Raw genomic sequence first — 14,102 nt, 5'->3', positions numbered from 1 at the left:
GGAAGCAAAGCACTTAAGCTAGTTGCTCGCACTCTTATCGTGCGGCTGCCCATAGGCCGCACGCCACTGTTCCACCCCGGCAGCCGGCATCGGCCGGCCGAAGTAGTAGCCCTGGGCAATATCGCAGCCGAGACGGTTGAGGGCAGCGGCGGTGGCCTCGTCTTCCACGCCTTCGGCCACCACCTGCATGGAGAAGTTGTGCGCCAGGGCCAGGGTCGACTGCACGATCATGGCGTCGGAGGCGTTGTGGGTCATGGCCGAAACGAAGGTGCGGTCGATCTTCAGCAGCTGGGTGGGCAGGCGCTTGAGGTAGGCCAGCGACGAGTAGCCGGTACCGAAATCATCGATCGACAGGGTTACGCCCAGCTCGCGGATGGCCAGCAGGCTGCGCAGGGCGCGCTCCGGGTCGGCCATCAGGGCGCCTTCGGTGACTTCCAGTTCCAGCCATTCGGCGGCGACCTGATGGCTGGCGAGCAGCTCGCGCAGTTCTTCGGTGAAGCCGGGATTGAGCAGGTTGTGCGGGCTGATGTTGACTGCCAGGCAGGTGCCCAGACCCTGTTCCTGCCAGCGCCGCAGCTGGCCGAGGGCTTCATCCAGCACCCAGTGGGTCAGCGGGTGAATCAACTCGGTGCTTTCCGCCAGGGGAATGAAATCGCCTGGCGAGATCATGCCCTTTTCCGGGTGTGGCCAGCGTAGCAGGGCCTCGAAACCGACTACCTGGCGGTCACTCAGGCGAACCTTCGGTTGATAGTGCAAGGCCAGACAGTTTTCGCGGATCGCCCGACTGAGCTGGGTGTGCAGGGCCAGGCGCTCGGGGGTGTGGTTGTCACTGTCGCTGTGATAGACGACGAACTCGCGGCGTTCGCGCTTGGCCTGGTACATGGCGATATCGGCGCAGCGCAGCAGGTCGTGGCTGCTCCGCGCATGCTCGGGGAACAGCGCCACGCCGATGCTGGCGCTGAGCTCCAGGTGGATGCCATCCACCTGCAGGGGGCGGGCGATGATCTGGGCGATACCGCTGCACAGGCCGGTGAGTGCTATCGGGTCGGCCAGGTGGTTGGACACTACCGCCATCTCGTCGCCACCCAGGCGCGCGATTTCGGCGTTCTGTTCGTGCAGCCAGTGCTGCAGGCGTTGCCCCAGTTCGGTCAGCACCTGATCGCCATGCTGATGACCGAGGGTGTCGTTGACCTCCTTGAAGCGGTTCATGTCCAGCAACAGCACGGCAAAGGGCTGGGCATCGTTAGCATTCACGCGCTGCTCGATATGACGGTTGAGCCAGTAGCGGTTGGGCAGGCGGGTGAGGCTGTCGTGGCTGGCGAGAAACTCCTGTTCGACCAGGTAGCGCTTGCGTTCGGTGATGTCATGCAGCACGCCGAGCAGCAGGTCGCGGTCGCGCCAGCGGAACAGTGAGACACGCACTTCGCAATCGAACGGCTCGCCGTTGTCCAGGCGCTGGAATTGCCACTCGAGTTGCTGCTCCTGCCCTTCCAGCACGCTGCCGAAGATCAGCCCGGCGGTCAGCGGCGAGGGGCGGCCATCGGGTTGCCGCGCGGGGGACAGGCTCGAGGGGAGTTGCCCGCGCAGGCCATCGACCTCGCTCAGGCCGAACATGCGCGCGGCTACCGGATTGGCTGTGAGGATCTTGCCATCACGGTCGATCAGCAGCAGGCCATCGCTGACATCGGTGAACAGCCGCCGGTAGAAGTCCTCGTCCTGGCTGAGCTGGCGGATCAGGCGTTGCAACAGCGTGGCGGCCAGGGCGAGCAGTAGCAGGCTGGCGGCTAGCAGCGTCAGGGTCAGGCCGCTGCGGCGCAGCCAGGGGCCGTAAAAACTGGCGCGGGTTTCGCCGATGATGGCGGCCAGAGGGAAGCGTGGCGAAGGGGTGATCACATACAGCGATGGCTCGCCGGCAATGCTGGTGGTTTCGACGAAGCTGGAAATTTGCTGCGGGTTAGGTTTGAGCAGCGGCGAGTCGGCTGGCAGCGAACGACCGATGTACTGCTCCGGATAAGGCGTGCGGTAGAGCACCACGCCCTGGGCGGAAAGCAGGCCGCCATTCATGCCCGGTTGCAGCCCCAGGTGTTCGATGAGATTGGCGAACCTGTCCGTCGCCAGCAATGCCCCCAACTGTAGCGGTGCTGCGCCATTGGCTTGCACCGCGATAGTCAGCGGCAGCAGGAAACCCGACTGGCCATTGATGCGCAACGGATTGTGCAACGCGCCGTTGAGCGGCGTGCTGTGCAGCTGCTGCAGGGCTTCGTGCAGAGGCAGGCCATGCACAGGCTGGCCGTTGACATCGATGATGAACAGCGCACCTTCGACGCGGGCATACAGATAGCTGGAGACCGGGTCATAGCGCATGGCGTCGCGCAGCACGGCATAGATGGGCTCGGCGTCGGTACGGCGCACGCCCTGCTGCGCCAGGACTTGGCCGGCGACGCGAATGCTCTCGTAGCTTTGCAGCAGCAGAGTGCTGGTGTAGCCCTCCAGCGCCCGTGACAGTGACGTCATGCTGTGGCGATGCTGGTCCTGGCTGCTCTGGTAGTCACGCAGAATGCTCCAGCCGCTGAAACCTATGCTCAGCAGCAGTGTCAGGGCGACGCTAGTGGCAAAGGTGCGGCTGATCCGCCGCTGCTGCAGACCGTGTTGGCGGCGGATGATCCTGTCGAGGCTGAGGGGCATGAGGCGCGCCGGCAATGGTGCAATCGTTTAAGCGTAGTCGATGGCTTATTGCTATCGCCAGGTTGCCCGGCCCCTGGCGTGCGCGGCCTGGCAGCGGGCCGGAACGGCTTGCGGCGCAACCGGGAACGAAAGCAGAACAGACCCTAATCTGGGCGAGACCGCCGGATTGCCGTATAACGGCAGCATTTCCTCCAGCCTTTTTCGACAGGACCCTTAGCCCGCGCAATGAAGACCCCGAAACGCCTGGAACCCGTGCTTGAAGATGGTTTGATCGACGAGGTGATCCGTCCGCTGATGAGCGGCAAGGAAGCCGCTGTGTATGTCGTGCGCTGCGGCACCGAATTGCGCTGCGCCAAGGTCTACAAGGAAGCCAACAAGCGCGGCTTCCGCCAGGCCGCCGAATACCAGGAGGGCCGCAAGACCCGCAACAGCCGCGACGCCCGGGCCATGGCCAAGGGCAGCAAGCACGGCCGCAAGGAGCAGGAAGAGGCCTGGCAGAACGCCGAAGTGGCCGCCCTGTTCCGCCTTGCTGCCGCCGGTGTACGGGTGCCCACGCCCTACGACTACATGGACGGCGTGTTGCTCATGGAGCTGGTCGGCGACGGCAGTGGTGATGTAGCTCCGCGCCTGAACGATGTCGACCTGTTGCCTGACGATGCCCGCGAGTTCCACGCGTTCATGATCGGCGAAATCGTCAAGATGCTCTGTGCCGGCCTGGTGCATGGCGACCTTTCCGAATTCAACGTGCTGCTCGGCCCGGAAGGCCCGGTGATCATCGACCTGCCGCAGGCAGTGGACGCGGCGGCGAACAACCATGCCTTCAGCATGCTCGAACGCGATGTGCGCAATATGGCCGAGTATTTCGGCCAGTTCGCCCCCGAGCTGCTCTACACCAAGTACGCCAAGGAGATGTGGGCGTTGTTCGAGGCCGGCAAATTGACCCCGGAAAGCCCGCTTACCGGCGAGTTCGACGAGCCGGAAGAAGAGGCCGATGTCGAGGCTGTGATGCGCGAGATCAAGGCCGCCCTGGCCGAACAGGCGCGCCTGGAAGCCCTGCGCAACGCCGAAGACGCCCCGCGCGACGAGCCACCGCCGCCGCCCTGGGCCAGCTGATTGCTGTACCTGAAACGCCCGCTCAATAGCGGGCGTTTTTTTTGCGGTTGGTGGCTAAGACCGGGTGCCCATGCACGGCTGTGTGGGCTCTTGTAGGAGCGGCTTCAGCCGCGATCAATGGGCAGCTCTGTGTAGGCCCTGACCGCGAATAAATTCCCTCCCACGCAGAGCAAGAACCAGTCGTAGCCCGGATGCAACTTCACCGGTGTGCAGCCCGTACAGGTCGCGTTGCCCCCTCTCCCGTTTACGGGAGAGGGCTGGGGAGAGGGTTCTTCGGCCAACACCCTCTACCCCGGCCCCTCTCCCACAAGTGGGAGAGGGGAGTATCGGGTGCCAGCTGGCTGATCACCTGGTTGCTGGAAAGTACGGATCGTTCCCACGCTCTGTGTGGGAACGCCGCCAGAGGCGCACTGCATCTGCGGGAAGCGGGTTGGCTTGCCACGCGAGTGTTTGGTAGCCATCGGCAATGCCCGCTGTTACTCGGCAACTGTATCGCTGCGCGGCTTACGGTAACTGCTAGTGTGCGGGGAGTTTGTTCGGAGCTCCGCCATGTCTCTGCCGCATATCCTCCTGGCCCTGCTGGTTACCCTGATCTGGGGCGTCAACTTCGTGGTGATCAAGGTCGGTCTGCAGGACTTTCCGCCGCTGCTGTTCTGCGCCCTGCGCTTCGCCCTGGCGGCGTTGCCGTTGTTGTTACTGCGTGGCCCGCTGCCGGCGCCCTGGTGGCGCATCGTGCAGATCGGCCTGTTGCTCGGGGTGCTCAAGTTCGGCCTGCTGTTCGTCGGCATGTACCTGGGCATGCCGGCCGGGCTGTCGTCGCTGGTGCTGCAGAGCCAGGTGTTCTTCACCGTGCTGATCGCCGCCGTGCTGCTGGGCGAGCGACCCACGGCGCGGGTGCTGTGCGGCTTGCTGTTGGCGGTGGTGGGTCTGCTGTTGATCGGTTGGCAGCGGCCATTGGGCAACAGCCTGCTGGCTTTCGCCCTGGTGGTCGCCGCCGCGCTGGCCTGGGCCTGCGCCAATATCGCCACCAAACGCTCCGGCGCCAGCGACATGCTGCGTTTGATCTGCTGGGTCAGTCTGGTGCCGGTACTGCCGCTGCTGGGCCTGTCCTATCTGTTCGAGGGGGCGCAGGCGATCACCACGGCGTTGACCCAGGCCAGCTGGAGCGGTGTCGGCGCGTTGCTGTATATCGCTTTCCTCGCTACCACCATCGGCTTCGCCATCTGGAGTTTCCTGCTGCGTCATTACCCGGCCAGCCTGGTTGCACCCTTCGCTCTGGCGGTGCCGGTATCGGGGCTACTGGCCGGCTGGTTGCTGCTCGGCGAGTCGCTGACCACCCTGGGCTGGCTGGCCTGTTTGCTGGTGTTTGGCGGTCTGACCATTACGGTCTTGCCACGGTCTTTTCCGGGCTTCGCAAAAAGCCCTGCAGCCTAGCTGCCATGCGGCTTCGGCGAAATACGAATCGCTCCGCCAGCTGAGGCATTTACAGGCTTGACCATTGCTCGAACAGGGTCGAAGCTTCTCTTCTGATCCACTGTTTCGTGAAGGACATACCCATGCAAGGCCAGGCTGAAGTCGTCGAATATCTCAAGGATCTGCTGCGTGGCGAGCTTGCCGCCCGCGACCAGTATTTCCTGCATTCGCGCATGTATCAGGACTGGGGCTTCACCAAGCTCTATGAACGCCTCAACCACGAGATGGAGGAGGAGACCGAGCACGCCGATGCCCTGCTGCAGCGCATCCTGTTTCTCGAAGCCACTCCTGACATGACGCCCAAGGCGATCCAGCCGGGTGCCACCGTGCCGGACATGCTGCGTGCCGATCTCAAGCTGGAATACGAGGTGCGCGAAGCCCTGAGCAAGGGCATGGCCCTGTGCGAGAAACACAAGGACTACATCAGCCGCGACATGCTCGGCCTGCAGCTGAAAGACACCGAGGAAGACCACGCCTACTGGCTGGAACAGCAGCTCGGCCTGATCGACCGCGTCGGCCTGCAGAACTACCTGCAATCGCAGGCCTGAGTTTCTGCAGTCATGAAAAAAGGGAGCCGAGGCTCCCTTTTTTCATGGACGTGTCCCGGACCGGTTGCCCGGCCGGGAAGCGGCTAGGCGCTTACAGCGTCCACTTCACGCTGAACATGGCGTTGCGTGGCGCGCCGTAGTTCAGGTTGCCGAAGTCGATGCCACTGTAATAGTGCTTGTCGAACAGGTTGTTGATGTTGACGCGGGTGTCGATGTTCTCGTTGACCTTGTAGCCCACCATCAGGCCGACCAGCGAGTAGTCTTCCTGCTCGTAACCTTCCGGGCTCTCGGTCGAACTCTGGCTGATCACGTCGCCACCGACGCGCCACTGGTGCAGCTCGCCCGGCAGGTTGTAGACGGTTGCCAGCTTATACAGATGACGCGGGATGGTCGGGTCGAAGTACTCGCCTTCGTTGGCCTCGTTGGCATCCTGCTGGTACTTGGCCTCGACATAGGTGTACGACGCGCTGGCGTTCCAGTTCTCGGTCAGCGCACCGCTGACTTCGAAGTCGAGACCCTGGCTGCGCACCTTGCCGGATGCACGTTGGCAGTAAGGCGAAGTCGGGTTGCTCGGGCACGGGGTCGGGCCGCTGGTGTCTTCGACAGCGCGGTTCAGCTGGTCGACCTGGAACAGCGCTACGCTGGCATTCACCGCACCATCCAGGTACTCGCCCTTCAGGCCGATCTCGTAGTTCTCGCCTTCGATGGGCTTGAGCACGCTGCCGCTGGCGTCGAGGGCCTGCTGCGGTTTGAAGATGTCGGTGTAGCTGGTGTAGACCGAGTAGGTCTCGTTCAGGTCGTAGATCACCCCGGCGTAGCGGGTCAGGTTGCGGGTGACCTTGTAGCTGGAGGTCTCGGTTTCGAACTCGTGCCAGTCGAGACGGGCACCGACGATTACTTTCAGCGGATCGGCGACGTTGAAGCGGCTGGTCACGTAAGTGCCGGTCTGCGTTTCGTCGGTCTTCAGACCCCACAGGCGCATGTTGTAGCTCGGCTTGTCGGTGTTGCTCGGGTCCCAGTCATCCGGGTCGAAGCCAACGGCCGCGCCGCTGCCGTCCGAGTACAGAACATCGCCCCAGCCGCCATGGCCGTCGAAGGCTTCTTCGCGGTAGCTGGTGCCGACGACCAGCTCATGCTCGCGGCCGAGCAGCTGGAACGGGCCGGAGGCGACGGCGTCGTAGCTGCTGTGGTCGTCGGTGTAGACGTACTGGCCGCCACCCTGGTCGATGGTGTCGCAGGCGGTGTAGTAGCAGCTGTTGTACATGCCCAGCATGTGGATGCGACCCCACATCTTGTTCATCGCCAGCTTCAGCTTCCAGTCGTTATCGAAGCGGTGCTCGATGTCGCTGAACAGCTGGGTGGTCTTGGTATCCCAGTAGGACCAGTCGGCACCGTAGTAAGTGTCGCGGTCGAAGCCGAGATCCTCGCCACCCGGCTTGCTCGGCAGGCCGACCCAGTTGTCGTTCTTGTTGTCGTTCTGGTACGAGGCACCGACCGTCAGGGTGGTGGCGTCGGTCACGTCCATCTCGGTGATGGCATAGAGCAGGCCGCGCTCGCCGCTGACGTAGTCCTGGAAGCTATCGTTGGTTTGGTAGGCGGTCACGGCACGGCCGCGAATGGTGCCTTCACTGTTCAGCGGGCCGGAAACGTCGACTTCGGTGCGGTAGGTATCCCAGGAACCGGCGTTGCCGCTGATGCTGGCTTGCGGAGTGGCGGTCGGACGCTTGCGCACCAGGTTGATGGCGGCGGCCGGGTTGCCGGCACCCTGCATCAGGCCGGTGGCGCCGCGGACGATCTCGACGCGGTCGTACATGGCCAGGTCGGCAGCGGAGATCACGTCCTGGGTGTAGGTAGAGATGCTGGTCGGCAGGCCGTCGTACATGATGTTGTCGACTTCAAAGCCACGCGCCTTGTAGCTCTGGCGGGCCGGGCCGTACTGGTTGACGGTCAGGCCGGGGGTGTACTTGACCACGTCATTGAGGTCTTCCATGCCCTGGTCTTCGATGCGCTGACGGGTGATCACGCTCACCGACTGCGGCGTCTCGCGGATCGACAGCGGCAGCTTGGTGCCAGTGGTCATGGCGCCGGTGGTATAGGACTGGGTGCCTTCGGTAGTGGCCTGGCCCTTGAGGCCTTGCGCGTCGACCTGAGTGGCCTGCAGCTGCACGGTGCCATCATTCGGCTCCGCGGCGGTCTGGGTGTCGTCGGCGTAGGCGGTGTGGGCGAAGCACAGGCCGACCGCGATGGCGGCGGCCAGCGGCGACAGATGATGGCGATGCATGTGGTGTGTCCCCTAGACGAGTTCTGGCAGATATTTCGTTCTGCCCCGCGGTGTGCGCGGGTGCGCCGCTCCTCTTGCTCGTCCATGAGGGCAATCGGTTGATTGGGTGCGGGTGCGGCGGCGCGAGTGTAAGGGGATGTAAACTTATCGTAAATAAGAATTTATATCGCTAGAGATATATTTGCATATGATTTGGATGATCATTGGCGTTTAGCTGTTGTGCCCATTACAGCAGCCCGACTCCAGATCCCGCAGGATCGGGCAGTCTGGTCGGTGGTCGCCCTGGCAGTGCTCGGCCAGCTCGCCGAGGGTGTCGCGCAGGGCGGTCAGTTCAGCGATCTTGCGGTTCAGCTCATCGATATGGCGCAGCGCCAGGGCCTTCACGTCGGCGCTGGCGCGGCCACGGTCCTGCCAGAGAGTCAGCAGCTTGCCGACTTCCTCCAGGGAGAAGCCGAGGTCGCGCGAACGCTTGATGAAGGCCAGCACATGCAGGTCCTGCGCGCCGTACAGGCGGTAGCCGCTGTCACTGCGCCCGGCCGGGCGCAGCAGACCGATGGACTCGTAGTAGCGGATCATCTTGGCGCTGAGACCGCTGTGTTTTGCTGCTTGGCCGATGTTCATCACGCATGCCTCATCGAGTTCTGTAGCCCGGATGCAATCCGGGGGTTAGTCATTTCCGGATTGCATCCGGGCTACCTGTCGCTTGGCTTCCAGGTATTCAGCAGCAGGGCGTTGCTCACTACGCTGACGCTGGACAGGGCCATGGCCGCGCCGGCGACCATCGGGTTGAGCAGGCCGAAGGCGGCCAGCGGAATGCCCACCAGGTTGTAGACGAAGGCCCAGAACAGGTTCTGCTGGATCTTGCGCCAGGTGCGCCGGCTGATGTCCAGCGCGGCCGGTACCAGACGCGGGTCGCCGCGCATCAGGGTGATGCCGGCTGCGTGCATGGCCACGTCGGTGCCGCCGCCCATGGCGATGCCGACATCGGCGGCGGCCAGGGCCGGGGCGTCGTTGATGCCATCTCCGACCATGGCCACCACCGCACCCTCGCGTTTCAGGTCGACGATATGTGCGGCCTTGTCTGCCGGCAGCACCTGGGCATGCACCTGTTCGATGCCCAGGGCACGGCCCACGGCATTGGCGCTGCCGGCGTTGTCGCCGCTGATCAGGTGACTGTGGATACCGCGCTCGCGCAGGGCGGCGATGGCTTCGGCGGCGCCGGGCTTGAGGCTGTCACCGAAGGCCAGCAGGCCCAGCACCCGCGGTTGCGGTGCGCGCTCCAGCAGCCAGGACAGGGTGCGACCTTCGGCCTCCCAGTCGACGGCGGTGGCCTGCAGCGGGCTGTGCAGGCCCAGTTCGTCGAGCAGGCGCTGGTTGCCGAGCAGCAACTGGCGGCCCTCGACCTGGCCCTGGATGCCGCGCCCGCTGAGGGCCTGGCTGTCGCTCAGTGCAGGCAGCGCGATGCCTTGTTCGCGCGCCGCTTGCAGCACGGCATGCGCCAGCGGGTGTTCGCTGCCTTGTTGCAGGCCGCCAGCCAGGCGCAGCAGTTCGGCTTCATCGATGCTGCTGGGAGCCAGGTGGACGATGCTTGGCTGGCCGGAGGTGAGGGTGCCGGTCTTGTCGAAGGCCACCACGCTGACCTTGTGCGCCAGCTCCAGAGCTTCGGCGTCCTTGATCAGAATGCCGTGGCGCGCCGCCACGCCGGTGCCGGCCATGATCGCTGCCGGTGTGGCCAGGCCGAGGGCGCAGGGGCAGGCGATCACCAGCACTGCCACGGCATTGATCAGTGCCTGCTCCACCCCGGCACCGACCAGCAGCCAGCCGAGCAGAGTCAGCGCAGCAATCAGCAGCACCGTCGGGACGAACACCGCGCTGACCCGATCCACCAGTTTCTGGATCGGTGCCTTGCCGGCCTGGGCGTCCTCCACCAGGCGGATGATCTGCGCCAGTACGGTTTCGCTGCCCAGGGCGGTGGTGCGCACGATCAGCCGGCCCTCGCCATTGATCGCGCCACCGGTAATGCGGTCGCCCACCTGCTTGGCGACCGGCAGGCTTTCCCCGCTGATCAGTGCCTCGTCGGCCTGGCTCTGGCCGTCGCTGACGATGCCATCCACCGGGAAGCGCTCACCGGGGCGCACCACCACAAGGTCATCCAGGCGCAGGGCGTTCAATGCGACGTCTTCTTCGATACCGTCGCGCAGGCGGGTGGCACGTTCCGGGCGCAGGGCTTCGAGCGCGCGGATGGCTGCACTGGTCTGGCGTTTGGCGCGGCTTTCCAGGTACTTGCCGAGCAGCACCAGGGCGATGACCACTGCCGACGCTTCGAAATACAGATGCGGCATCGCCTGCGATCCGGCTGTGGCCCACAGGTACAGGCTCAGGCCGTAGCCGGCGCTGGTGCCGAGGGCGACCAGCAGGTCCATATTGCCGCTACCGGCGCGCACGGCCTTCCAGGCGGCGACATAGAAGCGCGCGCCGAGGATGAATTGCACCGGGGTGGCCAGGGCGAACTGCACCCAGGCCGGCAGCATCCAGTGCAGACCGAACCATTCGGCCAGCATCGGCACCACCAGCGGGGTGGCGAGCAGCAGGGCCAGCAGCACGGCCAGGCGTTCGCGGCGCAGGGCAATCTGCGGGTCGCGCGGCGGTGCACTGTCGAGCAGGCGAGCCGAATAACCGGCGGCTTCGACGGCAGCGATCAGTGCGCTGCTGGACGAACCCGCTAGCCATTCGATGCGGGCGCGCTCGCTGGCCAGGTTGACGCTGACGGCTTGGACCCCGGGCACTTTGCCCAGCGCGCGCTCGATACGCCCGGCACAGCTGGCGCAGGTCATGCCGCCGAGCTGCAGCTCTACCGATTCCAGGGGTACGCCATAGCCGGCCTGGTGCACGGCTTCGATCAGGCTCGGCAGGCTGTCGGCCGGCGCGTCGAGCTGGGCGCGCTCAGTGGCCAGGTTGACGCTGACGGTCTGCGCGCCAACCACCTTGGCCAGCGCGCGCTCGATGCGGCCGGCACAGCTGGCACAGGTCATGCCGCTCAGGGGCAGGTCGAAACGGGTGAGAGGGGCAGGGCTGTTCATGGGGGTCTCCTTGAGGCGAGTGCCCCAAGGATCAACCTTAACCTAATGGTAAGGTCAAGTGCCGAATCGCTACCGAGTGAAGACCGCTAGGGCTGCACCTGCAGCAGCGTCAGGCTGCCAAGATCCAGGGCGATGCGGTATTGCTGCACGGCGCCGGCCTCGATCTGCACGCGGGTGCTGCGGATCTGCTCGAAGCTCGGCTCGCAGCCCAGGCCGCCCATATAACCCAGGCGGATGGCGACTGTTCCTGGTGGCAGGTTGAAGGAGGCTGACTGACCCTGATAGATGCGCGCGGCCAGTTTGTCCTGCAGGTAGATGCCGATATCGCAGGTGGTTGCCACTTCCAGGCGATCACGCGACACGATCAGCACGCCGTAGTAGGCGGGTGGCGGCGACAGCTCCGCGGCACTCAGTGGGGCGCCGCAGAGCAGGGCGGCAAACAGGACGAATAGTGGGCGCATCGGTTTCTCCTCGTTACCTGTTCTGTATCGGCGCACTCTCGCCGGGCTTGACCTTGCCACGGTGGCAAGCTGGATGCTGGACTCACAGTCAATCGAAGAGGGAAATCCCATGCAAATTCTGAAAGTTTCCGGCATGTCCTGTGGCCACTGCGTGCGCGCCATCACCCAGGCGGTGCACTCCCTGGATGACGCTGCCGAGGTGCAGATCGACCTGGCCGCCGCTGAAGTCCGGGTGGCCAGCCGACTGACTCCGGAGCAGCTGCTGCAGGCGGTGCGCGACGAAGGCTATGGCGCCGAACTGGCCTGAGTGCAGGGCCGGTTGTTCTGTAATGCTCTTCACTTAAGAAAACGCCGCGATTTCGCACCGGAATCGCGGCGTTTTTCTGCTGCAGGCAAATTGTAGGAGCGAGCTATGCTCGCGAACTGGGCATTTCACAGAGATTCTAAAGTCTAGGCGCTTTACCTGCCCCGGATTGCATCCGGGCTACAACGCTGGCTGCAGGGCATGGGTCCCATCGGCTACCGCAGGCGGATTCCACTCGCGCACCAGCCCACGCAGCAGGGCGTCGATCAGGCCGGCGGTGTCCTGCAGCGGGTCGAACAGGCTCTGGTCCCGCGTCCAGTCGGTAAACAGGCCGATAAGCAGGGCGTGCAGCGCGCGTGCGGCCAGTCCTGGGCTCACTCCCGGTTGCAGGCGTGGCTTGCACGCGGGGCGCGCCAGCAGCTCTTCGACCAGGTGGATGAACTGGTTGATAAAGGCATTGTGGCGCTCCTCCGCCTCGCGCAGTTCGGCCGTGAATTCGCAGCGATGCAGGAGGATGGTGAAAATGCGCCGCTTCTGCTCGTCGCGGGCCAGGTTCTCGATGGCGCCAATGCACAGATCGCGCAGTGAAAGCAGCGGGTCAACGCCATCACAACCGGACAGGCGTTCAGTCAGTTGCTCGGGAGGCAGGCGAACCTGGCTGAGCATCTCGTGGAACAGATGCGCCTTGTTCTGAAAGTGCCAGTACACCGCGCCGCGGGTCACGCCCGCCGCCTGGGCGATCTGTTCCAGGGTGCTGTGCGCCACGCCTTTTTCCAGGAACAACAGTTCGGCAGCAGCCAGGATGGCGCTACGGGTCTGTTCGGCTTGTTCTTTGGTTCTGCGCATGGCGAGACGAGTGAATCGGTCTAGGCTCTTGTTTGGGGAACAGAGTGTAATGATTTTGCTGCCGATGTCGTGTTTACAAACGTGAATGTATGTAACTAGCATGGCAGCTTTTCTGGGCTTTGCCTGCGACCGCGCCGTCACGGAGATGACTTCATGCTTTTTCGCCACCTTCCATCCGCGCTCAAGGCAACTGCCCTTGGCTTGCTGATCCATTCCACTGCCCATGCCGAGCAAGCCGCCGGCACGATGCCGCCGCCGGACGTGGTGGTGGAAGAAGCCAAGGTCGAGTCGCTGCCGCTGCAGTTCGAGTATCCGGCGCGTACCGCCGGTTTCCGAGAGGTGCAGGTGCGCGCCCAGGTCAGCGGCATCCTCCAGGAGCGCCTGTACACGGAAGGCAGTGCGGTGAAGCAGGGCCAGGTACTGTTCCGCATCGATGCACGTTCCTACCAGGCCGCACTGGCCCGCGCCAAAGGCGCGCTGGCCCAGGAACAGGCGCGCTACCGGCAGACCGAGCGTGACCTCAAACGCATCCGCGAGCTGCAGAAGAAGGGCTTCGCCAGCGAGAGCGAGCTGGACAACGCCATCTCCAATTTCGAACAGAGCAAGGCCAATATCGAAGCGGCCAAGGCCGAGGTGCAGGCCAAGCAGATCGACCTCGACTACACCACGGTGGAGGCGCCGATTTCCGGGATCACCAGTAAGGAAACCGTTTCCGAGGGCAGCCTGATGGTCGCTGGCGATCCGAATGCCAGCCTGCTGACCCAGATCACCCAGCTCGATCCCATGTACGTCAACTTCGCCGCGCCCGACCGCGAGGTCTCCAGCGTGCGTCAGGGCCTGCAGGACGGCAGTCTGGTGCGCGATGGCGGACAGAAGATGAGCGTGCAGATCATCTTCGGCGACGGCACCCTCTATCCGGTGCAGGGTCAGGTGGACTTCACCGACAGCCTGATCGACCGCGCCACCGGCACCGTCAGCGCCCGCGCCGTGGTGCCCAACCCGGACCAGGCCTTGCTGCCGGGCCAGTTCGTGCGGGTGCAGGTCAAGGGCATCAGCAAGCCGAATGCGGTCACCGTGCCCGAGCGCGCCATTTCCCAGGGACCGAACGGCACCTTCGTCTATGTGGTGGACGCGCAGAACGTGGCGCGTGTGCGCCCGGTAACCACTGCGCACACTGCCAAAGGGCGCTGGGTGGTGGACAGCGGCATCGCCGCCGGTGACCAGGTAATTGTCGAGGGGCTGCCCAAGGTCAGGCCCAACGAGCCGGTGAAGGTGGTCGCAGCCGCTGCCTCCAAAACCCCGCAGTAAGGA

Annotated in this window: 11 protein-coding genes; 5 read left to right on the top strand and 6 right to left on the bottom strand. The window is 64.4% G+C overall.

Annotation, left to right across the window (positions count from 1 at the left end; all coding sequences use genetic code 11):
- Positions 1-18: 18 nt before the first annotated feature.
- Positions 19-2,685: a bifunctional diguanylate cyclase/phosphodiesterase gene (locus H3H45_RS00265; protein WP_182831786.1), complete on the bottom strand. Its 2,667-nt coding sequence runs from the start codon at positions 2,683-2,685 to the stop codon at positions 19-21.
- Positions 2,686-2,910: 225 nt separating this feature from the next.
- Between H3H45_RS00265 and H3H45_RS00260 the strand changes: the two genes are divergently transcribed.
- The 3 genes from H3H45_RS00260 (at position 2,911) to bfr (ending at position 5,819) form a co-directional block, all read left to right on the top strand.
- Positions 2,911-3,798, top strand: coding sequence for a PA4780 family RIO1-like protein kinase (locus tag H3H45_RS00260; protein ID WP_182831785.1), 888 nt, complete (start codon positions 2,911-2,913; stop codon positions 3,796-3,798).
- Positions 3,799-4,347: 549 nt separating this feature from the next.
- Positions 4,348-5,232 (top strand): EamA family transporter, encoded by an 885-nt coding sequence (locus tag H3H45_RS00255; RefSeq protein WP_182831784.1) that lies wholly within the window; start codon positions 4,348-4,350, stop codon positions 5,230-5,232.
- Between the two features lie 122 nt (positions 5,233-5,354).
- Positions 5,355-5,819, top strand: coding sequence for a bacterioferritin (gene bfr, locus H3H45_RS00250; protein ID WP_182831783.1), 465 nt, complete (start codon positions 5,355-5,357; stop codon positions 5,817-5,819).
- 91 nt (positions 5,820-5,910) lie between these two features.
- Here the strand turns inward: bfr and H3H45_RS00245 are convergent, their stop codons facing one another.
- From H3H45_RS00245 to H3H45_RS00230, 4 genes are all read right to left on the bottom strand, one after another.
- Positions 5,911-8,100, bottom strand: coding sequence for a TonB-dependent siderophore receptor (locus tag H3H45_RS00245; protein ID WP_182831782.1), 2,190 nt, complete (start codon positions 8,098-8,100; stop codon positions 5,911-5,913).
- Between the two features lie 210 nt (positions 8,101-8,310).
- Positions 8,311-8,721 (bottom strand): Cu(I)-responsive transcriptional regulator, encoded by a 411-nt coding sequence (gene cueR / locus H3H45_RS00240; protein ID WP_182831781.1) that lies wholly within the window; start codon positions 8,719-8,721, stop codon positions 8,311-8,313.
- Positions 8,722-8,792: 71 nt separating this feature from the next.
- A complete protein-coding gene (locus H3H45_RS00235; protein ID WP_182831780.1) occupies positions 8,793-11,180 on the bottom strand; it encodes a heavy metal translocating P-type ATPase in 2,388 nt (795 codons plus the stop codon).
- 86 nt (positions 11,181-11,266) lie between these two features.
- The gene (locus H3H45_RS00230; RefSeq protein ID WP_407926677.1) at positions 11,267-11,623 is read right to left on the bottom strand and encodes a hypothetical protein; all 357 of its coding nucleotides are present in this window, start codon (positions 11,621-11,623) and stop codon (positions 11,267-11,269) included.
- A gap of 127 nt (positions 11,624-11,750) precedes the next feature.
- On the opposite strand from H3H45_RS00230, the gene H3H45_RS00225 reads away from it, so the two are divergent.
- Entirely contained in the window at positions 11,751-11,948 is a 198-nt protein-coding gene (locus H3H45_RS00225; protein ID WP_182831778.1) for a heavy-metal-associated domain-containing protein, read from the top strand.
- A gap of 177 nt (positions 11,949-12,125) precedes the next feature.
- Here the strand turns inward: H3H45_RS00225 and H3H45_RS00220 are convergent, their stop codons facing one another.
- Positions 12,126-12,791, bottom strand: coding sequence for a TetR family transcriptional regulator (locus H3H45_RS00220; protein WP_182831777.1), 666 nt, complete (start codon positions 12,789-12,791; stop codon positions 12,126-12,128).
- 153 nt (positions 12,792-12,944) lie between these two features.
- Between H3H45_RS00220 and H3H45_RS00215 the strand changes: the two genes are divergently transcribed.
- Positions 12,945-14,099 (top strand): efflux RND transporter periplasmic adaptor subunit, encoded by a 1,155-nt coding sequence (locus H3H45_RS00215; protein ID WP_182831776.1) that lies wholly within the window; start codon positions 12,945-12,947, stop codon positions 14,097-14,099.
- Positions 14,100-14,102: the final 3 nt, after the last annotated feature.

It is taken from the genome of Aquipseudomonas guryensis, assembly GCF_014164785.1.
Taxonomy (GTDB): Bacteria; Pseudomonadota; Gammaproteobacteria; order Pseudomonadales; family Pseudomonadaceae; genus Aquipseudomonas; species Aquipseudomonas guryensis.
The sequence above is the reverse complement of the archived record's forward strand: the minus strand, read 5'-3'. Positions and strand labels throughout refer to the sequence as shown.

Coding starts and splice junctions, on each gene's coding strand:
- bfr (WP_182831783.1), top strand. CDS start 5,355: ATGCAAGGCCAGGCTGAAGTCGTCGAATATCTCAAGGATCTGCTGCGT.
- H3H45_RS00235 (WP_182831780.1), bottom strand. CDS start 11,180: ATGAACAGCCCTGCCCCTCTCACCCGTTTCGACCTGCCCCTGAGCGGC.
- H3H45_RS00245 (WP_182831782.1), bottom strand. CDS start 8,100: ATGCATCGCCATCATCTGTCGCCGCTGGCCGCCGCCATCGCGGTCGGC.
- H3H45_RS00215 (WP_182831776.1), top strand. CDS start 12,945: ATGCTTTTTCGCCACCTTCCATCCGCGCTCAAGGCAACTGCCCTTGGC.
- H3H45_RS00255 (WP_182831784.1), top strand. CDS start 4,348: ATGTCTCTGCCGCATATCCTCCTGGCCCTGCTGGTTACCCTGATCTGG.
- H3H45_RS00220 (WP_182831777.1), bottom strand. CDS start 12,791: ATGCGCAGAACCAAAGAACAAGCCGAACAGACCCGTAGCGCCATCCTG.
- cueR (WP_182831781.1), bottom strand. CDS start 8,721: ATGAACATCGGCCAAGCAGCAAAACACAGCGGTCTCAGCGCCAAGATG.
- H3H45_RS00265 (WP_182831786.1), bottom strand. CDS start 2,685: ATGCCCCTCAGCCTCGACAGGATCATCCGCCGCCAACACGGTCTGCAG.
- H3H45_RS00260 (WP_182831785.1), top strand. CDS start 2,911: ATGAAGACCCCGAAACGCCTGGAACCCGTGCTTGAAGATGGTTTGATC.
- H3H45_RS00225 (WP_182831778.1), top strand. CDS start 11,751: ATGCAAATTCTGAAAGTTTCCGGCATGTCCTGTGGCCACTGCGTGCGC.